Here is a 20,812-nt window from a genome sequence, read left to right as displayed (position 1 = left end):
AAATATGATTATCCCCTTAAAAAATCTTACATGTCAAATATACTTTTAGGTTTGATTTACTACAGGAAACAATTCCGAAAGAGGAACTACTCTCCCCATCTCATCTTTAAATACAATGTGCTCTCTCGTCAAATGGCGTGGGCTCTTCACTCCTGCCGCTGCCGCTAATGAAAATAAACTATATCTCATACTAATAATATAATTCATTACTCGCCATTTCTTTTCATACGGATCTAACGCTTTTTGATAATGCGGATTCGTCGTCGCAACACCAGATGGACACTGTCCAGAATTACATTGTAGCGCCATAATACAACCGCTGGCCATCATAAAACCGCGGGCTGAACTTACAGCATCTGCCCCAATCGCTAAAGCAATCGCCACTTTATCTGGTGTGATTAATTTACCCGATGCAAATACTTTAAACTTGTTACGGACACCATAATGGTTTGCTGTATCGATAAATGTAATTAAAGCAGGAATAAGAGGGATTCCCATGCTATCTGCCATCGATTTATACGTTGCCCCTGATCCGCCTTCTGAACCGTCTATTGTAATAAAATCTGGGTAAATGTTTAGTTCTTTCATTGTTTTTATTAAATCTTCCAAAGGCTCCTGCTGTCCAATTACAATTTTCATCCCGACTGGCTTACCACCATTTTCTTGCAACTGTTGAATAAAATAAAGTGTATCCGCTGCATTCTTTAAAAATGAAAATCGATTCGGCGAATTAATCGTCTCTCCCTTTCGTACGTTGCGAACAGAAGCAATTTTCTCATTTACTTTTTGTCCCTCTAAATGACCACCACGTATTTTAGCTCCTTGCCCAAATTTCAATTCGAATGCTTTAATATTACTTTCTTTCGCTTTCTCCATAAATTTTCCCATTGAAAAATTCCCGTCTTCATCACGGTATCCAAATAACCCTGGACCAATTTGTGCAACGATATTCGCACCTGTATGTAAATGCTCGGGAATAACGCCACCTTCTCCTGTATTAATCCATGATCCGCCTGCCATTTTCGCCCCAAAGCCACTTGCTAAAATATAATTTTCTCCAATCGCGCCGTAAGAAGTCGCAGAAGCCCCAAACATGCCATGTAGTTTCCACGGATATTTGCGTTTGTCGCCGACGGTAATTGCATCGTCTTCTTCGTATAACCAAAGATTTGTTGTATCCGCTGTCAATTTTTCTCTTCTTGAAAATAATCCTTCTTTATGAATCACGTACTTTTTACCTTCCCGCTCTTGCGAAAGATTCACACTTAATTCCTCAGTTAATTTCGGAAATAATGTATTAGCAATATAATAGCCAGAAGCTTCAAAATTTCGTTTCGATCCAAAACCAAGTATTTCAGAGCGATATTTCGCTAAAAACATAACACTTTGAAAATCATAACGTGAGAAAGGCTTTCCATCCGTATCATGATCAAACCAATATTGCCGAAATTCAGGCCCTATCTTTTCAAGTAAATAGCGCATTCTACCTAAGTATGGATGCAATTTTAATATAGAATGATGTGTTCGTTTTTTAATAAAAAATGTAATGATAAAAAAGACGATTAAAAGTAACATCAAAAAGAGCAATATACTAATAATAACGAGTAGCGCTTCACTCATCCCGCTTCCTCCTATGAAATCCCATAATAAAAGGAGAACACTCGATGTGTTCTCCTTTTATCTTTATTCATACTAACGTAGCAAGATGCTCTTTCGCATCATATTCAACTAAACTTTCAGCATGTTTAATTCGATGAACAAAGTCTGGATTAGCAATTAACGGTCTTCCGAATGCCGCTACATCAATTGTTCCTTCTTGCAGTGCTTCTTCAGCCTCTTTCGGATTCAAATTACCAACCCCAACAATCGTACCATCCCAATATTTTCTTACTAATTGATGAAAATTCTTTCCTTCAGCAATTTCTTGCGTATAATTCATCGTTGAAGGATGGATCATCGTTAATCCAACCTCTTTAAACATCTTTACAAACGTTTCAATCGCAAGTTCTGGATTTTCCCACATATAGGTAGGGTTATCACCTTTAAAAGCAGAGAAACGAAGAAGTGTTTTATCGGCTCCAACTGCCTCTATTACAGCCTCCGTTACTTCTTTCATAAATGTTAACCTTTGTTTTAAATCACCACCGTATTTATCTGTTCGCTTATTCGCAAACTCATAAGTAAATTGATCAATTAAATATCCGTGTGCACCGTGAATTTCTACTCCATCAAACCCAGCTTCGATTGCATTTTTCGCAGCTTGTGCGTATTGCCCAATAACTTTTTTTATTTCCTCTATTGTCATTTCTTCTGGTGTATCAAACGGTTTACGAAAACGTGGCACATTCCCTTCTGCAGCAATAGCAGACGGTGCTTGTGGCAATTGACCACCAATTATTTCATGATGACTCATACGTCCAACATGCCATATTTGAGCAATAATCGTCCCGCCTTCTTTATGTACTGCCTCTGTAACTGGCTTCCACGAATCGATTTGTTCTTGTGTATAAATCCCTGGTACTCCCGGGTTCCCTTTTGCTCTCGGGCTAATGACAATTCCTTCTGTAATAATTAGTCCAACTCCATCAGCAGCACGCTTTCTATAGTACTCAACTACATCAGCACCAACTACACCAGTCTCATTATTTGCAAAGCATCTTGTCATCGGTGCCATTGCAATACGGTTACGAAGAGACCAAGATCCAATTTGAGTCGAATCAAACAACTTCGTTTCTTCAACGTTTTCAAAAGATCCCCAAGCGTTTACATTTGTTCCTTCATAAATACTTGCCGCTTTATTATTTGAACTTGCCATTTTTCTTCCCCCTTAAAAATTCTAACTATAATCGCATCATACTTACTTTTAAATAGTAACGTCAATTTATACGACTTTGCCATAAAACATTCGAATATCAAAAAAATAGAATACTATAAATAAAATTAAAAAGGTTTCCTTAGTAGGAAACCTTTTTTAGTTGATCATATATGGCTGTCAATTTGTTCATCTCTTTAATATAAAGAATCCCTTATCAATAGAAGTGAAAATGGTTCAGTATTCTTCTAAAAATAATAACTTATATACCTAAAACAATGAAAGCCCTACCTCTCTTTCATCCTTACGGCTCCTCGTCCGTGCCAGTGTGAATCAGGATTGCAAAAATCAAGTAACTATTTTATCGAAGTATTGAATTAAACTTCGAACATTCGTAAAAGAAATTTAAAATAAAAATGGATTTGATTGTAGTAATAACAAAAGAGGTTAATGCTTTAAAAGTGGTTTGAAAGAGTTGAATGTCTTTGAAATGATTGATTCTCTATAATTATGTTCCCAAAAAATTCAAGATCTTTTTTGGGATGCAATACATTATTTGTAATGAACCTTAACAAAAGCTTTTTATTTGATTTTCTGTGATACCTTCAATTAATCCAAGTTCACTAATCAAAAATTCATGTGCGTTATCTAACATTTTCTTTTCGCTTGCATTAAGTGCTTTTTCTTTTTGTATACGCATTAAATCACGCACAACTTCAGCACCTTCTTGCATTTTACCCGTTTTTATTTTATCAGTGTTCACTTTATACCTTTGTTTCCACGTAAGTAATCTATCTGATTCCCCATGCAAAAAAATATCTATTATGTGTAGTAATGCCTTGATATCCGTAACTGGTCGTATATTTGAGTTCAATATTTTGCCTTCAGGAATCATTATTTCCATATTGTTAGCCGACATTTTTATAACATAATATTGTTGTTTTTTTCCTGCGATTTCTTTCTCTTCTATGGCTTTAATTATACCTGCTCCTTGCATTGGATAAACAATGTTATCGCCAATTTGAAACAAATAATCCACCTCCATATATGGTAACCTTCTTAAGCTTAACACACATTCATTTTTTTAGCAAAATTTTTATTTTATCATGAAATTATTCCCTGTGTCAATCCAATCAAAGTAATTAAATTTATCCGCAAAATAACACTAAAAAAACCGTAATTCCTCTAATTTTTTCATACGCATCCATTCTAATTTTACAAATCTCTTACAATATAAAAACACATTACTACAATATAAATAGTAATGTGTTTTTATAAGACATGGCCAAAGATTCACTTTTAATTTCCAACCTATATACTAACCTGCTTACGAATTATTTCTCGTGCTAAAAGAAAACTCATAATCACTTGCGCTGCTACTCTGCTCGTCATATCCCTGAAATCAAGAGTTGGATCAATTTCTACTATATCCATCCCTTGAACGAGGGGTTCTTTGCCAAGAAATTCAATCGCATCGAGTAAAGTCGTGCTATCCATCCCACCTGGGCCAATTGCTGGACAACCTGGCGCAAATGCTTGGTCTAGTACGTCCATATCAAGAGAAATGTAAATAGAAGTCACGCCTTGATTTCTTAATACTTCAATACTTTCCGTGATAATATCTTTTATTTCTCGCTCTCTTACATCTTTCATCGTATACACTGTCACGCCATGTTCTTTTGCATATTCATGGTACGCTCGTGCATTTGAAAAGTTACGAATTCCGATTTGAACGAGTTGTTTTCCTGTAATAACATCATTTTCTAGTAAACTACGGAACGGTGTACCATTTGATGGACCACCATCATCTAAATTTCGTAAATCATGATGGGCATCAAATTGTATAATACCGACTTTTCCTTTACTATTTGCAAATCCTGTTATACTCGGAAAACTAATCGAGTGGTCACCACCAAGTACGATTGGTATCATGTCTGGATTTACTTTCGTTACATGACCAATCGTTTTCGCAATTCGGTTATGACTTTCTTTTATATCCGTCACATGCATCGTAATATCGCCGCAATCATACAGAACACTTTCTTTCATATCGTGTTCTTCTGTAATTGCGTACGTGCTATATGCATCTAACATCGCACGAATTGTTTTCGGAGCAAAACTTGCCCCTGAATGACTAATAGATGGTTTAGAAAGGGGTGCTCCAATTAAGGCAGCACCGAATATTTCTACACCTTCCTCCCAATCTTTAATCATTTCACTCCATTTCGTCACTTCACGATCGATAAACTTTGCATTTTTCTTTAAATAGTGGCCGTGCTCCAAGATTGTTCACCTCTTGTATATGCAATATTCCCATTCTTCCATACCGTATTTACATGACTTACGCCGTAATGGTACGGTACATAAGCATAATTGTAAGCATCCCATAAAACTAAATCTGCCTTACGACCAACTCTAATTTTCCCAGCTATATCACCACGATTAATTGCGTAAGAAGAGTTAACTGTTACGGCATTCCAAACTTCTTCTGGTGTCATTTTCAGCTTTAGCATTGCGATGCTCATAATAAGCTGAATGTTTTCAGTTGGACAGCTACCTGGGTTAAAGTCTGTAGCTAATGCAACTGCAACACCTTCATCAATCATTTTACGACCGCGAGCGAAGCTTTCTTTATTTAAATAAAAAGTTGTTCCTGGTAATAGAGTTGCTACTGTATTCGAGTTTGCAAGCATTTCAATTCCTTTATCAGAAGCGCCAACTAAATGATCTGCTGATGCTGCACCGATTTCAGCAGCAGCTTCCGCACCACCAAGAGGGTCGATTTCATCTGCATGAATTTTCACATCAAAACCAAGCTCTTTCGCTTTTAGTAAAAACTCTTTTGACTCTTCGACAGAGAACACACCTGTTTCACAGAAAATATCAACGAACTCAGCTAATTGCTTCTCTTTCATTTCTGGCAATAAATCTAACATCCATTGTAAAAACTCTTTTGATCTTCCTTTATACTCTTTCGGAACTGCATGAGCACCTAAAAATGTTGAAACTAAATCGACTGGATGCTCTTTTTGTAATTGTGCAGTTGCCTCTAATTGTTTCCATTCCGTCTCATCATCTAATCCGTAACCACTCTTCGCTTCTACAGTTGTCACACCGAAAGATAGCATGCGGTCTAAATGGAATTTCGCTTTTTGAACAAGTTCTTCTTTCGATGCTTGTTTCGTTGCATTTACAGTCGAAAGAATACCGCCGCCTTGTTCTAAAATTTCTAAGTACGGAACTCCTTGTAATTTCAGCGCGATTTCATTTTCACGAGATCCACCAAATACAAGATGAGTATGCGGATCAACTAGGCCAGGAGAAACCATTTTACCGCCGCAATCAATAACTTCTTTCGCTTGTAATCCTTTTGCTTCTTCCGCTGTTCCAACGAAAGTGATTACGCCATTTTCAATTCCGACTACACCGTTTTCGATAACAGGAAGCGTGTTCATCGCTTCCCGTCTTAACAAGCCATCTTCTTGATCCATTGTTAGTAATTGACCGATATTTATTAGTAAAGTGTCCAGCATGTTTTCTCCTCCTTATTTCATCATTGGAATGTTAACGCCTTTTTCTTTCGCAGTTTCAACAGCTAAGTCATATCCAGCATCTACGTGACGAACAACACCCATACCAGGGTCAGAAGTTAATACGCGCTCAATACGTTTTGCTGCTGCTTCTGTTCCATCTGCAACGATAACCATTCCAGCGTGAAGTGAATAACCCATACCAACGCCACCGCCGTGGTGAACAGACACCCAGCTCGCACCGTTTACACTATTAATTAATGCGTTTAAAATTGGCCAATCAGCTACTGCATCACTACCGTCTTTCATCGATTCTGTTTCACGGTTTGGAGATGCTACTGAACCGCAATCTAAATGGTCACGACCGATAACGATCGGTGCTGATAATTCACCATTTGCCACCATTTCATTAATAATGCGGCCAAACTTCGCACGCTCACCGTAACCAAGCCAACAAATACGTGATGGAAGTCCTTGGAACTCAACTTGTTGACGTGCCATACGAATCCAGTTACATAAATGCTCATTGTCAGCGAATTCACGTAAAATTACTTCGTCTGTTTTATAAATATCTTCTGGATCACCAGAAAGAGCTACCCAGCGGAATGGTCCTTTTCCTTCGCAGAATAATGGACGAATAAATGCTGGAACGAATCCTGGGAAATCGAAAGCATTTTTCAAACCTTCATCGAAAGCAACTTGACGAATGTTATTTCCATAATCAAATGTAATTGCGCCTTTTTCTTGCATCGCAAGCATTGCTTCCACATGTTTTGTCATGCTTTCTTTTGATAATTGTACGTAACGTTCTGGATCTTCTTCACGAAGTTTCGCTGCTTCTTCTAATGTGTAACCTACTGGAATATAACCGTTTAATGGATCATGAGCAGATGTTTGATCCGTAACTAAATCTGGCGTAATATTACGCTTCACTAGTTCCGGTAAAATCTCTGCCGCATTTCCTAACAAGCCAATTGAAATTGGTTCTTTCTTCTCTTTATACTCGTTCGCAACCGTTAATGCTTCTTCTAATGATTCTGTATACATGTCACAATATCTCTTTTCAATACGACGGTCGATGCTTCGCTTATCAACATCAATTGCAATGACAACACCACCGTTCATCGTAACAGCAAGAGGTTGTGCACCACCCATACCACCTAAGCCGGCAGTAAGTGTTAATGTACCTTTTAATGAACCACCGAAATGTTGACGTGCCGCTTCGCCAAACGTTTCATATGTTCCTTGTAAAATCCCTTGTGTTCCAATATAAATCCAGCTACCAGCTGTCATTTGTCCGTACATCATAAGACCTTTTTTCTCTAGTTCTCGGAAGTGATCCCAATTTGCCCATTTCGGTACTAAGTTTGAGTTCGCTAACAGAACACGCGGCGCGTCTTCATGTGATTTAAAAATTGCTACTGGTTTTCCTGATTGAACAAGTAACGTTTCATCGCTTTCTAACGTTTTTAACGAATCTACGATTGCACTGTAGCTTTCCCAGTTACGAGCTGCACGGCCAATTCCACCATATACAACTAATTCTTCTGGTTTTTCAGCTACCTCGGGATCTAAATTGTTCATTAACATTCGAAGTGCTGCTTCTTGCACCCAACCTTTCGTTTGTAACTCTGTACCTCTTGGCGCGCGAATTGTTTGTTGTACTTTTTCCATTTCAATCTCTCCCTTTTTTCATTTTATAGTGCTGCGTTTACATCTAATCTTTCTTTTATCGAATAATTCGTTTTTAACCAATGTGCAATATTTTCAATATCAGTTGAGAATATACGGTCATTTTTAATAGATGGCACTTGCTGACGACCTTGATGGTAGAAGCTCTTCGTCACTGTACTCATGTTTTCAATACCACGATATTCTGCTGCTTGCATCGCACAGATCATCTCAATTGCAAGAACGCGTCTTGCATTTTGAATGATCTGATGTGCATGACGTGAAGCAATTGTTCCCATACTTACGTGATCTTCTTGGTTAGCTGACGATGGAATTGAATCTACACTCGCCGGATGTGCTAACGTTTTATTCTCAGAAACCAGTGACGCTGCAGCATATTGCATAATCATTGCACCAGACTGTAGTCCTGGTTCTGGACTTAAAAATGGTGGCAAATCATTTAACTGCGGATTTACTAAACGCTCAATACGGCGCTCTGAAATATTTGCAAGTTCTGCCATCCCTACTTTTAAGAAGTCCATCGCAAATGCAATCGGTTGACCGTGGAAATTACCACCTGAAATTACTTTTTCCCCGCCCTCAAAAATAAGTGGATTATCTGTCGCTGCATTCATTTCAATTTCTAATTTTTCTTTCACATAATTTAAAACTTGCCAAGAAGCACCGTGTACTTGCGGGATACAACGAAGCGAATATGCATCCTGTACACGTAGTTCTCCTTGTTTTGTTGTTAACTTACTATCGTGAAGGATGTCACGAATTCTGCTTGCTACATCCACTTGCTCTTTATAACCACGTGCTTTATGAACATTTTCATCAAATGCATCAATAATGCCTTGTAATCCTTCAATTGTCATGGAAGCAATTAGTTCAGCTTGATAAGCCGTTGCTTCTGCTTCTATATAAGAAAGAACTCCTTGCGCTGTCATTGCCTGCGTACCATTGATTAATGCAAGACCTTCTTTCGCTTCAAGTTCAATCGGTTCAAGTCCTTCTTCAGTAAGAGCAACCATTGCATGAACTCTTTTCCCTTTATAGAACACTTCACCTTCACCTAATAATACGAGCGCAAGATGAGATAAAGGCGCTAAATCACCACTCGCACCAAGTGAACCTTGTTGCGGGACAACTGGGTGGATTTTACGGTTTACAAACTCAAGAAGCATATTTACAACAAGTGGCCTTACGCCTGATACTCCTTTAAGCATCGTGTTCGCTCGTAAAATTAACATTCCGCGCGATACTTCTTCTGGGAATGGATCACCTATCCCACATGCATGTGACTGAATTAAATTGTGCTGAAGTGCCTTTACATCCTCTTTTTGGATAAGCACATCACTAAACTTTCCAAATCCAGTTGTAATACCGTAAACGACTTTACCGTCCTCTACGATTTTCTCAACTACTTCGCGGCACTCCGCTACCTTTTGCATACTAGTTGGGCAAGCTGTTACACCTTCCCCTTCAAGTAACAACCTCTTCATTTCTTCAACTGTCAATGTATGTCCTGTTAACGTAATCATCATTTTTCCTCCTTAAAAAGACAAAAGGGGACCTTATCTTTTTAAGACAGACTTCTGTCCTAAAAAAGTAAGGCCCCCTTCTAACTAATAGACTCTGGGCAAATCATATGTGATTAATTCCTAAACCAATCGCCTCATGCTCAGATCCTTTTACAGGCGCACCAATCGTTCCATACAGTGCAACAGCAACCCATTCGCCTTCTTTTTTTCCGTCGTATGGTGTACCGCGCACAATCGCAAAGCGAAGTCCTACTGTACGAAGAACGTCTGCTAACTGAATTTGACCTCTCGTCACTCCGTACAAAGCTTCCATAATTGCATGATAAAGTGCATGTGTTTCTCTGTAAACGTCCGTTTCAATAACTCGGTTGCTTTTAGCCGCTGTTTCCATTGCCGCTACAACTTTTTGCGAATTCATAGAACCCACTTTCCCCGTACAATATTTCCAACCTTTTGGAATAGATAATACAGGGCTTTCATTCTCATCCGCAAGTGCCAACAGCATGGCCATACGACCAATTCGATGTGTTCCTTGAAGAAGCATGTGACTCTCTCATTTCTTTTGAATTATTTGAATATTACTTAATTTAAGAATATATGAAAACGGTTAAATCGTCAATAGTTTAAAATCATATTCAAACATTTTTTCACCTCCCCTAATTTTGTGTACACAAATGATTTACACAAAATTTCCAAGCATGCTATAGTCTCACTAACAGATGCAAAGGGGCGAAATTTCAGTGACAAAACGAAAAGATATTCACTTTCGAATTGAAGAGAAATTACTTGAAAGGTTTGAATCAGCACTCCATTACGAAGGTTTAAAGAAAACAGATGTATTAACACATGCGATTCAGCAATTTTGTACGAAAGTGGAATGCGAAAAAATGAATGATGTAAAACGCCAATACAACGTAAGCAACCATTTACAAACACGTATAGACACACATATACATTACGAAGAAAAACACGTAGATTTAGATAAGATCGTCATTGAACATTTACAACTTCAAGGGGAAGAAAAAATATTAGAAATTGGGTGCGCAAGCGGAAAATTCCTTGCCCTTTTACAAACAAATGGTCATAAAGGCCCATTAACCGGGTTTGATCAATCGGAAGCTATGCTTGCTGAAGCCGCTAAAACGAATAACTTAATAGAATGGAAACGAGGGGATGCTAGTAAACTTCCTTTCGAAACAAATTGTTATGACCTAATAATTGCAAGACATATGTTATACCATGTGAAAGATGTTGAAAAAACAATTCAAGGCTTTTATAAAGTCATTCGTCCTGGTGGTACACTTTTAGCTACAACAAATTCTAACGTTTCATTACCTCGTATAGTTGAAATGTGTAACAACATGCTAGACGCATTTGATTTACCGAAAACATCACCAGCAGTCTCTCCATTTTGTTTAGAAAATGGTAAAGGGATATTAGAATCTGCTTTTCCAATTATTGAAGAAACAGTTATTCAGAATGCGCTCGTTTTTCATCATGCTACTCCAATAGTAAACTATATTTCTAGCATGTTTCCATCGCTAAATATACCCGATAACATATACCTTCACTCTGAAATGAAAGAATGGCTAAAAGAAGAAATAAACAAGGAATTATCTCTTCATAACGATATATGGCGTGATCCGAAAACATTAGTAATTTATCGATGTAAAAAAAGCTAGCAAATGCTAGCTTTTACATGTTTTCAGGTAAAAGCTTCTCCATCATCATATTGCCCTTACCCCCATAAAAATTTATATTATGTTCGTTCGCTACTCCAAAATAAGAAGCAATCGCTATTCCAAATGGCACAAAAGCGTGTCCTTGTGCGGTAATAATACTCGAGTGCTGCACAACTTTCTCATACACAAAATTTTCTACTGGAAAACAATCTATTTTTTGATAATCCATGGTCACTGTATAAGAAATTTCTTCGAATAAACCTGCTTTTGCTAACGCATACGGTCCGGCACAAATAGCTGCCACTAATTTTTCTTGTTCAAAAAATTGACGAATGATTGAAAAGAGTACTTCTGCATCTTTCATATGTATTGCATCTCCGCCTGGAATGATAATTCCTTCATATTCTTCTACACGTACCTCACCTAATTCTATATGCGGCTGCACTTGCAAACCCGTTTCACTTATAATCAATTCTTTTGTTAGGCCGGCAGTAATGATTTCATACTTCTTTTTCAGCAATGCCGTTGCTACCGTTATCTCAAACTCCGCAAATGTTGGATATACAAATAAAAGTATTTTTTTCATAGCCCTTTCTCCCTTAACCATTCCATAAAATATGCTTCTAATTCTTTCACTGTTAATGTATTCGTGTCCACATACGTTACAGGAAATTGTTTATACCATTCCTTTTCAATTTCTATTAATTTACATTGTTCCTCAAATGTACTTCGATTTTTTGTCTTATCATTATTTTTTCTATCATATACATTTTCTTTCAAAACATCTAAATATAAAACCGCGTCCGAACGGCATTCTCTTAATTTATACAGTTCACCTTTTAATTCTGTTTCTATATCCCACTCCTCCCCTATTAATTTCGGATAAAAAAGTGTATAGAATTCAATATCTTCTGGCCCACGGTCAAAAATCACAGTCGACTCCTCGATATTTTGAAACTCTTTTATTTTTGCTTCAATGAACATTTTTTGATTTGTTATATAATCCTCTTTTAAACTCATATCTAAATTCATTTTTTTCCGCTTCTCTACAATTGGATATGGATTTTCATATATAACTTGAAACCCCCTCTTTTCTAGCCTTTTTGCCAATGTTGTTTTTCCGCTAGCCATCGGCCCTTGCAGTGAAATTACGTATGCCATCCCACTCATTCCTTTTCCCTATAATACATTGATAATATACAGAACTTTGAAAATCATCAACAATATATATATCATCTTGTTTCTTATTCTTATCTAACTTATAATGAAAAATAGAGATTATGACGGACGCATCAATAATGTAAGCTTGGAAATCCAAGCTTACATTATTTTTTGCTTTCCCTTTTCTAATAAAAAGAGTATACTAGATTAGAACGTATGTTCTTAATGATTACATACAGTAAGGAGATAGAGCAATGGTATACGACACAAAAGCAATTTCTTGGAATGAATCTTTAAAACAACTTCAACGCCGCTATACAAACAAACAAGTTGACCGAAAAAAATTTGAAGATATTGAACTGATGGAATTCTTCAGCGATAATGACTACATTTCTTTACCTACACATATAAGCGGCCTATCAAAAACACGTTTTACTTCTTACTCTATTTTCACAACTGAAGATAAAGATCGTAAAGTTGGCACACTTATTATTGAGTATGTTGAAGACGATAATAATAATTTATGTGTTGAACAACTATACTTCGTTTAAACTATAACGCTTGGTCAAAATGACCAAGCGTTCTTGCTTTCTATGAATCTCACTGTATATAATATGAATAAAAGAAAACCGCAATCATTAAGGGGGGATATGCTTGCTCGAAGGATGGTTCAGTTGGTTCATTGTATTATGGACGATTATTTTATTAGGGCTTATGTCTATCGGTGGATACTTTATGTTCAGAAAATTTTTAAAACGATTACCAAAAGAAGACGGCATGTCCATTTTAGATTGGGAAGAACACTACATAAATAAAACGAGACATTTATGGGCTGACGAACAAAAACAATTGCTAGAAGAGCTTGTAAGTCCTGTTCCAGAACTATTTCGCGATGTTGCAAAATCAAAGATTGCTGGAAAAATCGGGGAACTTGCATTACAAGAAAATGCCGCTCAAATTACACAAGACTTAATTATTAAAGGATATATCATTGCCACACCAAAGCGTGATCATAAATTTTTAATAAAAAAACTACAAGAAAAAAAGATTGATTATTCTAACTATCAATCTTTACTCGCAAAGTAAATTCATATTATTTTCGATAAAAAAAACAGCGCCTTTGACGCTGTCTTTTTTATTTAATACATATACAGTCTTTAAGTTAACTTCATATCTTTTTCATTATAAAAACCATCTTCTTTTTCCATTTCCTTTTGTAATTTCGTAAAGGAACGGTACATCGCAATTCTCCATGACACAATCATCGCAAACGCAAGTAAGAAGAACATGCCACTAAGTTGTCCTAAATCAAGAGATTGACTTAAGTATGTTTTAAACACAATCCTCACTACAAGTAATCCAATTAATATAAAAACAAATGCTTTTGAACGCTTTAAATAAATTTCTTGCCCTCTAATTTCAAATTTAGATGTTTTAATAAGAAAAATAGAGAAAAACAAACCGACACCAATTGCTTCTAACATTTCCGCTGGAGTTAATCGAAATTCAGGAAAAACATACATCAATGCTCCCGTGCTCATAAAAAATGGCGGAAGTATAATTTTTTTCAATGTTGCAGGTTTCTTAGCTGCTTTTAAACGAATAAACATCGCACCGACAGCCATACAAACAGCAACGATACTTGATAAAAGAACTATGTTCATATTTTCTCATCCTTTTTTGTGGCTATATGCAAAATATACTTTCATTATATGCTTTTCCGTTAGTATTTCCAACATTTTCGCAGAATAATACTAAAAACCGGTAAAACCACCAAATAAACTTGAGAAATATACGATAATTTTCGTCATCCAATTAAAGTATAGGAAGACACCCATAACAATCATAATGTATCCTCCGACTTTCATGAAGGCCATACTATTTCTTTTAATCCAAGACATTTTCGTAATAAAGAATGAAAGTACGAAAAACGGGATAGCAAATCCAAGTATGTATGCAATCATATAAATCATTGCAGATTCTGGGTTTGTTGCTGCTAATCCAATTACAGACACTAGAATTGGTCCGGTACATGGCGTCCACCCTGCTGCAAATGCTAATCCAATAAGTACTGATCCAAAATAGCCACTTGGACGATTTTTAAATGTAAATTTACGGTCTTGCATTAAAAACTTCGGCTTAAACACCCCGACAATAATTAAACCGAACACAATGATAAATATACCACCTAACTGTCTAATTAAATCTTTATAATCTGTAAAGATGCCTCCGATAAAACTTGTACCAAATCCAATTGCAATAAATATAATTGAAAATCCAAGTAAGAAAAACGCTGTATGTATCATACTTCTTTTGCGAAGCATTGCATTTTCTTCTTTCAATTCAGAAACCGACATACCTGTTATATACGATAAAAATGCCGGATAAAGCGGTAAGCAACATGGGGAAATAAATGATAAGAACCCGGCGCCAAACGCTAAAAAAATACTAATATCTTGCATCATTCCACTCCTCTCCTTAAATATTGTAACAAAAACACATAAAAATACTATGAACAATTCGTGAAATCACTTTTACAACGTGGTAATAAGAAAAACCGCGCTTTCTCACAGTTTCTAATAAAACGTTTTCAATTCCTTCTATTTATATAGAAAAAAATCAAATGGATTATGAAACTCCTTTAATTGTTATTAACATAACAAAGGTAACATAGTTTCTCAAATAATTAGCACGTTACTAGTACGTCTATATACATATTGATTTAAAAAATATTTTTAAAATGCTCTCTTTATACAATGTAAAGTCGATTTTATAATACTTCTACTATTAACAATTTCAAGATTATGCATAAATATCATACTTTTATTATTATTCTATAAAATTTCATACTTTTCTTTCATTTGACCCTTTATTTCTAATTTTGTATACTCCCTCTAGTTATATATTTTTGATACGGAACAACTTCATATAGATGGGAGGAATTTTTCATGCTTCGTTATTCTCTTTTAGTTTTATTAGGAGCGTGTAGTTATGGAATTTTAGCTATTTTTGTAAAGCTTGCATATGCAGAAGGATTTTCACTTGGAGAGGTAATTGGCAGCCAATATTTATTCGGTTGGATTATTTTGCTTGCTATTACACTTCTATTTTCTAGACATCGCGTTCCTTTAAAGCAAGCGCTACTTTTATTCGTTGCAGGAACATCTGCAAGTTTTACCGGAATTTTTTATTATGCTTCATTAAAAACTGTACCAGCTTCTATTGCAATTATTCTTTTATTCCAATTCGTTTGGGTCGGGATTATCATTGAAGCAGTCGCAACAAAAACATTACCTTCAAGAGAAAAAGTTATTTCTGTTATTTTCTTACTTATAGGGACATTTTTATCAAGTGGTTTACTAGAAGAATCAGCAGGTGCTTTCGATACGACTGGAATCATTTTAGGTTTATTATCTGCTGTTACATTCGCAACATACATTTTCGTGAGCGGAAAAGTTGCTGTTGAAGTACCTTCATTACCACGCGGTGTTCTTTTAATGGCTGGTGCTTTAACTTTAGTCATGATTGTATTCCCACCAACATTTATTTTTAGTGGTGCCATTTCTCAAGGTCTTTGGAAATACGGTTTAGGATTAGGGACATTTAGTATCGTAATTCCATCTATTGCCTTTACAATCGGCATTCCAAAAATCGGTTCTGGCTTAGCGACTATTCTTGGTGCAGCGGAACTACCAGTTACAACAATTATGTCAGTATTCGTTTTAAAAGAGGCTGTACTATCTTCACAATGGTTCGGTGTATCACTTATTTTAATCGGTATTGCAATCCCGCAAATTGCATATGCAATGCGTGGACGTTATCGTAAACATCATACACATAAAAAAGTAGCAGCCTGAACGAGAGGGGATTTTCATTTGAGAATCCTCTCTTTTATTGTTGTATACTTATGGTAAAGATTTTGCTTAAGAAAGAAGGCATACTATATGGTATCTATTTCAAATCAGCTAAAAGAAAAACTTATTTCCATCCGCCGACATTTACATGAGTATCCAGAACTATCATATGAAGAGTTCGAAACAACAAAAGCAATAAAAAATTGGTTAGAAGAAAAAAACATTACTATCATTGATTCCAATTTAGAAACAGGAATTATCGCTGAAGTTTCTGGTAATAAAAACGGGCCTGTGGTAGCAGTTCGTGCTGATATTGACGCCCTTCCTATTCAAGAAGAAACTCATTTGTCCTATGCATCTAAAGTGCCAGGGAAAATGCATGCTTGTGGACACGATTTTCATACAGCCGCTATTTTAGGTACTGCTTTCTTATTAAAAGAAAGAGAATCTTCCCTAAATGGAACTGTTCGCTTCATATTCCAACCAGCTGAAGAAAGCAGTAATGGTGCTTGCAAAGTTATTGACGCTGGACATTTACATAATGTGCAAGCTATTTTCGGCATGCATAATAAACCTGATTTACCAGTAGGCACAATTGGCATTAAAGCTGGACCACTGATGGCCGGAGTTGATCGATTTGAAATTGAAATTCACGGAGTTGGTACACACGCGGCTGTACCCGATGCTGGCGTAGATCCAATTGTCGCCTCTTCTCAAATTGTGATGGCACTTCAAACAATTGTAAGCCGAAATATAAGTTCATCTCATAATGCAGTTGTTAGTGTTACAAATATTCATTCAGGAAATACGTGGAACGTAATTCCTGAAAAAGCTATGTTAGAAGGAACGATTCGCACGTTCCAAGCTGAAACACGCGAAAAGATTCCAGCACTCATGGAGCGTATTATTAAAGGTGTGTCTGATGCATTAGGTGTAAAAACGGAATTCCGTTTTTATTCAGGTCCTCCTGCTGTTCACAACGATAAAGCTCTTACAAACTTATCTACTCAAGTTGCCACAAAGTTGAATCTTAATATCATCTCGCCTAGTCCGTCAATGGCTGGAGAAGATTTTTCCTTTTACCAACAGGAAGTACCAGGTTCATTCGTCTTTATGGGAACGAGTGGTACACATGAATGGCATCATCCTGCTTTTACAATTAATGAAGAGGCACTGCCTATAAGTGCAGAATACTTTGCTTTACTAGCCGAAAGTGCACTCAAACAATTCTCATAAAAAAAACCGTTCAAAGTGCATCTCAGCACTCTGAACGGTTTTTTGATTAAGTTAAATCGCGTTTTAAAAACACAGTATATGAAATACATAAAAATACGAACAAATAAAGTAGTAACATACATGATGCGAATGGGAATGTTACTCCATCAATAAAACTTCCATTCTTTGAAATACTATATAAATCTGTGTTTGCCGGCAATAAATATTTCGCCCAGTTATATCTAGTGGCTGCTAATAGCGCAATATTGCCTGATAAAGCAAGAAATAGTGAAATACCAATCGCCCCTCCACTAGATCTCGTTAACACAGAAATCATAAATGCAAATGATGCGTACACAACTGTTGGTAACCACGATAAAACATAATATTTACTTGCCTCTACAAAAATATTTTGTTTAATAATATTTCCATCTTGGAAAATAAACTCACTCCATGCAGGCTGTTGGAATTTATAAATAACAAGTCCACATAAAGTGGAGAAAATCATATTAAATATAAACAATAAAGCTGCAAATATAACGATTGCTAAAAATTTTGCTGTTAAAATTTTAAATCGACTTGCCGGGCGGATCGTTAAAAATTTATATGTTCCCCAGCTATATTCATTCGCGAAAATTGTACTTGCATACACGAGGATAAATGGGAGTAAAATTGGAAATACGATAAAACCTGTATCTCTCATGAAAGAAAGTGGAGAACTACTTGCCGGTGCTGTATCCGTATCTAAATGCTTCATCTTAAGCTGGTATTCCTTTACAAGCTCGTCCCCTGATTTTTCTGCTAAAATAGCTTCTTTTTTCATGCCAAGCTTTTTCTCAATTTCTACAGTACGTTCTGTATAATCTGCTTTCCATCCTTTTGTTTCCGGTTCAAAATACTTTACCGTAACCCATCCTAATCCAATTATTAACACTGCAATAACTGCAAATGGAATGATCGTTCGCTTCCGCTTAAATATTTTATACAGTTCGTTATATACTAAATTAAACAATATCTTTTCCCCCTGTTAATTCTAAAAATTGCTCTTCTAACGTTTTTCTTTCTTCATATACACGATACACTTGAATATCTTTCTCAAGCAATGTACGAATAACATTTGGGATTTCTTCATCTTTTACCTTAATAAGTAATTCATTATCTTTTACTAAAACATCATGACACAACATTTCCGCCGCTTTATTCGCATCATCTACACGTATACGGATCGTCTCCATCTCTTCGCCTTGACTATGCTGAATGTTTTGCGTAGCCACATATTCCCCGTGCTGAATAATGATAACTCTGTCACACATTAATTCAACTTCTGAAAGTAAGTGACTCGATACAAGTACAGCTTTTCCTTGTTCATGTGCAATTTTTTTTATGTACATTCTCATTTCATGTATTCCACTAGGGTCTAATCCATTTGTCGGTTCGTCTAGTATCAATACGTCTGGATCGTGAATAAGCGCCTGAGCGATTCCTAAACGTTGTCTCATGCCGAGTGAATATGCTTTTACTTTGCGATCAATTACTTGTCCCATTCCTAACAATTTCACTACTTCATCGATACGTTCTTCGGTCACATTACCATTCATTCGTCCGAAATATGTTAAATTTTCATAGCCACTCAAAAAAGGATAAAATTCAGGTGTCTCAATTACCGCTCCAATTTTCGCAGCAGTCTTTTCAAATTGCTGTTTCACAGATTGACCATCAATCCATACTTCACCTTCTGTCATACGAATCATGCCAACCATCATTCTCATTAAAGTCGTTTTTCCAGCACCATTGGGTCCGAGTAAACCAACAACCTCACCTTTTTTCACTTCAAAACTAATATTTTGTACAAGTGTCTTTGAGCCGATTCGCTTCGTTAACCGATCAACTTTTATAATTGATTGTTCATTTGTCATTCTATACAACCTTTCTTTCCCATTCTTTGTCAGGTCTTTACACTGTAACATGATTATTTTTATGTGTAAAATGGAAAAAAGCATGATTTCTCATGCCTTTTCCTTGAAATGAAACGAATTTTCATCTTGTAAATTTTGAACAAATCGAAAGCACTGCATCATCGATAATAGAACGATAACCATCATAATTACACTAATAACTGCTATCGCATATATTACAATCGGTGCACTATTTATCCCTTGTATCCCTGCTATTTTCATAAAGATAATCGTGAATAATTTCAAAAACAACATCCCATTAACTAATCCGAAAACAAACGCAGCTCCATAAATAAATAATTGCTCCTGACATAATAAACATAGTATTTCTTTTCTTTTCATATTTTCTGCTACATAAGATTTAAACTCCTCTCTCCTCACTTGCAAAAGAGAGTACATCATTTTATATGTAGTAAAAATACATATGAAAATTAATGCAATAAACAGCGCATAAAAACACATTTGAAATAAAAGTGCAGCCCCTAATTCCCCAATAGCTACTTCATTAAATTGTAGCGATATCATAAAAAACAAAATCATAGTGCTCATAGCAATCCACATGAATTGCTTCATCCTTTTGACAGCGAATGTTCTTATATTTTTTCTCACTAACCGACATAAAGACATACATTCTTTCCCCTACCTTATTTCATAACATACTCATTCTATACTACTAGTGTATAAAAATATGACATTTTAAACATCGCACTACAATCGGAGTTTTTTCTAAGTCTTTAGTCCTAGAAAATAATATAATTGTAAAAAGGAGGGGTTATATGCGTGTAAAATTACTATTTATTCTTTCTTTGTTATTTCTCACTAGTTGTAACTCATTAAAAAACAATGAAGGTGCCACTGTTAAACCATATAAGTTAACAAAACAGCAATCTGACATTTTACAAATGACTCCTATAGATGAAGGAAATAGAATGTTTTATGATGTTACAATCAAAAATAATAAAGATGAACTACAGGCTACGATTGAATATTATCAAAATGGTAAAAAAGTAAAAGAAATCGCTAACCTATCTTCATCATATTTTTCAGAAAAGAAAATAAGGCTTTCTTTCATAGCACCATATTTCCAATCTAATAAAGATATACAAGGAAAAGGTCAATGGTATATTAATATTGATGGTGGCTCAACACTTGTTCCTGAAGAAGCGCCACCAAGCGTAAATAGCTCTGCAACTACTACAATCCAATCTATAAAAAATTTAAAATACAATCAGAAAACGATTTTAGCTGCTGTAACCCAAACAAGCAAAGAAACTGTAAGTGTCCCTACAATTGATGAAGAAACAGGTATTGATTTACTCTTAAAAGAAAATGAACACGTTTATTTATTTAGTATTGAGCTAAATAAATAACAATAAAGCGGAAATGCA

General features: G+C 35.9%; 21 protein-coding genes and 1 pseudogene. 6 read left to right on the top strand and 16 right to left on the bottom strand.

Features of this window, described 5'->3' with window-relative positions:
* Positions 1-45: 45 nt before the first annotated feature.
* From COK05_RS00425 to hutP, 8 genes are all read right to left on the bottom strand, one after another.
* Positions 46-1,620 (bottom strand): FMN-binding glutamate synthase family protein, encoded by a 1,575-nt coding sequence (locus COK05_RS00425; RefSeq protein WP_098611019.1) that lies wholly within the window; start codon positions 1,618-1,620, stop codon positions 46-48.
* Positions 1,621-1,687: 67 nt separating this feature from the next.
* The gene (locus COK05_RS00420) at positions 1,688-2,815 is read right to left on the bottom strand and encodes an alkene reductase (RefSeq protein WP_098611018.1); all 1,128 of its coding nucleotides are present in this window, start codon (positions 2,813-2,815) and stop codon (positions 1,688-1,690) included.
* 565 nt (positions 2,816-3,380) lie between these two features.
* Entirely contained in the window at positions 3,381-3,842 is a 462-nt protein-coding gene (locus COK05_RS00415) for a CarD family transcriptional regulator (RefSeq protein WP_175056340.1), read from the bottom strand.
* Positions 3,843-4,123: 281 nt separating this feature from the next.
* Positions 4,124-5,095 carry a formimidoylglutamase gene (gene hutG / locus COK05_RS00410; protein WP_098611017.1) on the bottom strand — a complete coding sequence of 324 codons (972 nt, stop codon included), beginning with the start codon at positions 5,093-5,095 and terminating at the stop codon, positions 4,124-4,126.
* On the bottom strand, positions 5,074-6,345 hold the full coding sequence (gene hutI, locus COK05_RS00405; protein WP_098611016.1) for an imidazolonepropionase: 1,272 nt from the start codon (positions 6,343-6,345) through the stop codon (positions 5,074-5,076). Before hutI ends, hutG begins: the two co-directional genes overlap by 22 nt.
* Positions 6,346-6,357: 12 nt before the next feature.
* Positions 6,358-8,016, bottom strand: coding sequence for a urocanate hydratase (gene hutU, locus COK05_RS00400; protein WP_098611015.1), 1,659 nt, complete (start codon positions 8,014-8,016; stop codon positions 6,358-6,360).
* A 23-nt stretch (positions 8,017-8,039) separates the two neighbouring features.
* Positions 8,040-9,557 (bottom strand): histidine ammonia-lyase, encoded by a 1,518-nt coding sequence (gene hutH, locus COK05_RS00395; protein ID WP_098611014.1) that lies wholly within the window; start codon positions 9,555-9,557, stop codon positions 8,040-8,042.
* A 103-nt stretch (positions 9,558-9,660) separates the two neighbouring features.
* Complete coding sequence (gene hutP, locus COK05_RS00390) at positions 9,661-10,101, bottom strand: hut operon transcriptional regulator HutP (RefSeq protein ID WP_000926519.1); 441 nt, start codon at positions 10,099-10,101, stop codon at positions 9,661-9,663.
* A gap of 196 nt (positions 10,102-10,297) precedes the next feature.
* Between hutP and COK05_RS00385 the strand changes: the two genes are divergently transcribed.
* Complete coding sequence (locus tag COK05_RS00385) at positions 10,298-11,239, top strand: class I SAM-dependent methyltransferase (protein WP_141538838.1); 942 nt, start codon at positions 10,298-10,300, stop codon at positions 11,237-11,239.
* Positions 11,240-11,252: 13 nt separating this feature from the next.
* On the opposite strand, the gene COK05_RS00380 is transcribed toward COK05_RS00385, so the two are convergent.
* Positions 11,253-11,825: a DJ-1/PfpI family protein gene (locus COK05_RS00380; protein ID WP_098611012.1), complete on the bottom strand. Its 573-nt coding sequence runs from the start codon at positions 11,823-11,825 to the stop codon at positions 11,253-11,255.
* A complete protein-coding gene (locus COK05_RS00375) occupies positions 11,822-12,409 on the bottom strand; it encodes an AAA family ATPase (protein ID WP_141538837.1) in 588 nt (195 codons plus the stop codon). Before COK05_RS00375 ends, COK05_RS00380 begins: the two co-directional genes overlap by 4 nt.
* 245 nt (positions 12,410-12,654) lie before the next feature.
* Between COK05_RS00375 and COK05_RS00365 the strand changes: the two genes are divergently transcribed.
* Complete coding sequence (locus COK05_RS00365; protein ID WP_098611009.1) at positions 12,655-12,951, top strand: hypothetical protein; 297 nt, start codon at positions 12,655-12,657, stop codon at positions 12,949-12,951.
* A gap of 103 nt (positions 12,952-13,054) precedes the next feature.
* Positions 13,055-13,486, top strand: coding sequence for a DUF2621 domain-containing protein (locus COK05_RS00360; RefSeq protein ID WP_098611008.1), 432 nt, complete (start codon positions 13,055-13,057; stop codon positions 13,484-13,486).
* 71 nt (positions 13,487-13,557) lie between these two features.
* On the opposite strand, the gene COK05_RS00355 is transcribed toward COK05_RS00360, so the two are convergent.
* The 3 genes and pseudogenes from COK05_RS00355 to COK05_RS32130 form a co-directional block, all read right to left on the bottom strand.
* On the bottom strand, positions 13,558-14,064 hold the full coding sequence (locus COK05_RS00355) for a CcdC family protein (protein ID WP_001028439.1): 507 nt from the start codon (positions 14,062-14,064) through the stop codon (positions 13,558-13,560).
* A gap of 90 nt (positions 14,065-14,154) precedes the next feature.
* Positions 14,155-14,862 carry a cytochrome c-type biogenesis protein CcdA gene (ccdA, locus tag COK05_RS00350; RefSeq protein ID WP_001152676.1) on the bottom strand — a complete coding sequence of 236 codons (708 nt, stop codon included), beginning with the start codon at positions 14,860-14,862 and terminating at the stop codon, positions 14,155-14,157.
* Positions 14,863-14,878: 16 nt separating this feature from the next.
* A pseudogene (locus COK05_RS32130) lies at positions 14,879-15,029 on the bottom strand (peptidase T).
* Positions 15,030-15,348: 319 nt separating this feature from the next.
* Here COK05_RS32130 and COK05_RS00340 point away from each other — a divergent pair.
* A complete protein-coding gene (locus COK05_RS00340; protein ID WP_098611007.1) occupies positions 15,349-16,257 on the top strand; it encodes an EamA family transporter in 909 nt (302 codons plus the stop codon).
* A gap of 87 nt (positions 16,258-16,344) precedes the next feature.
* Complete coding sequence (locus COK05_RS00335) at positions 16,345-17,490, top strand: M20 peptidase aminoacylase family protein (RefSeq protein WP_098611006.1); 1,146 nt, start codon at positions 16,345-16,347, stop codon at positions 17,488-17,490.
* A gap of 46 nt (positions 17,491-17,536) precedes the next feature.
* Here the strand turns inward: COK05_RS00335 and COK05_RS00330 are convergent, their stop codons facing one another.
* From COK05_RS00330 to COK05_RS00320, 3 genes are all read right to left on the bottom strand, one after another.
* Entirely contained in the window at positions 17,537-18,481 is a 945-nt protein-coding gene (locus COK05_RS00330) for an ABC transporter permease (protein ID WP_098611005.1), read from the bottom strand.
* Positions 18,474-19,385, bottom strand: coding sequence for an ABC transporter ATP-binding protein (locus tag COK05_RS00325; RefSeq protein ID WP_141538836.1), 912 nt, complete (start codon positions 19,383-19,385; stop codon positions 18,474-18,476). The genes COK05_RS00330 and COK05_RS00325 overlap by 8 nt, the downstream gene beginning before the upstream one ends.
* 90 nt (positions 19,386-19,475) lie before the next feature.
* On the bottom strand, positions 19,476-20,051 hold the full coding sequence (locus COK05_RS00320; RefSeq protein WP_098611003.1) for an FtsX-like permease family protein: 576 nt from the start codon (positions 20,049-20,051) through the stop codon (positions 19,476-19,478).
* 149 nt (positions 20,052-20,200) lie between these two features.
* On the opposite strand from COK05_RS00320, the gene COK05_RS00315 reads away from it, so the two are divergent.
* Entirely contained in the window at positions 20,201-20,794 is a 594-nt protein-coding gene (locus COK05_RS00315) for a histidine kinase (protein WP_098611002.1), read from the top strand.
* Positions 20,795-20,812: the final 18 nt, after the last annotated feature.

The organism is Bacillus cereus (assembly GCF_002567495.1).
Classification (GTDB): domain Bacteria; phylum Bacillota; class Bacilli; order Bacillales; family Bacillaceae_G; genus Bacillus_A; species Bacillus_A cereus_AQ.
This window is presented reverse-complemented; position numbering and strand designations above follow the sequence as displayed.

Coding starts and splice junctions, on each gene's coding strand:
- COK05_RS00425 (WP_098611019.1), bottom strand. CDS start 1,620: ATGAGTGAAGCGCTACTCGTTATTATTAGTATATTGCTCTTTTTGATG.
- COK05_RS00420 (WP_098611018.1), bottom strand. CDS start 2,815: ATGGCAAGTTCAAATAATAAAGCGGCAAGTATTTATGAAGGAACAAAT.
- hutI (WP_098611016.1), bottom strand. CDS start 6,345: ATGCTGGACACTTTACTAATAAATATCGGTCAATTACTAACAATGGAT.
- hutU (WP_098611015.1), bottom strand. CDS start 8,016: ATGGAAAAAGTACAACAAACAATTCGCGCGCCAAGAGGTACAGAGTTA.
- hutH (WP_098611014.1), bottom strand. CDS start 9,557: ATGATTACGTTAACAGGACATACATTGACAGTTGAAGAAATGAAGAGG.
- hutP (WP_000926519.1), bottom strand. CDS start 10,101: ATGCTTCTTCAAGGAACACATCGAATTGGTCGTATGGCCATGCTGTTG.
- COK05_RS00380 (WP_098611012.1), bottom strand. CDS start 11,825: ATGAAAAAAATACTTTTATTTGTATATCCAACATTTGCGGAGTTTGAG.
- COK05_RS00375 (WP_141538837.1), bottom strand. CDS start 12,409: ATGAGTGGGATGGCATACGTAATTTCACTGCAAGGGCCGATGGCTAGC.
- COK05_RS00365 (WP_098611009.1), top strand. CDS start 12,655: ATGGTATACGACACAAAAGCAATTTCTTGGAATGAATCTTTAAAACAA.
- COK05_RS00355 (WP_001028439.1), bottom strand. CDS start 14,064: ATGAACATAGTTCTTTTATCAAGTATCGTTGCTGTTTGTATGGCTGTC.
- ccdA (WP_001152676.1), bottom strand. CDS start 14,862: ATGCAAGATATTAGTATTTTTTTAGCGTTTGGCGCCGGGTTCTTATCA.
- COK05_RS00340 (WP_098611007.1), top strand. CDS start 15,349: ATGCTTCGTTATTCTCTTTTAGTTTTATTAGGAGCGTGTAGTTATGGA.
- COK05_RS00335 (WP_098611006.1), top strand. CDS start 16,345: ATGGTATCTATTTCAAATCAGCTAAAAGAAAAACTTATTTCCATCCGC.
- COK05_RS00325 (WP_141538836.1), bottom strand. CDS start 19,385: ATGACAAATGAACAATCAATTATAAAAGTTGATCGGTTAACGAAGCGA.
- COK05_RS00320 (WP_098611003.1), bottom strand. CDS start 20,051: ATGTCTTTATGTCGGTTAGTGAGAAAAAATATAAGAACATTCGCTGTC.
- COK05_RS00315 (WP_098611002.1), top strand. CDS start 20,201: ATGCGTGTAAAATTACTATTTATTCTTTCTTTGTTATTTCTCACTAGT.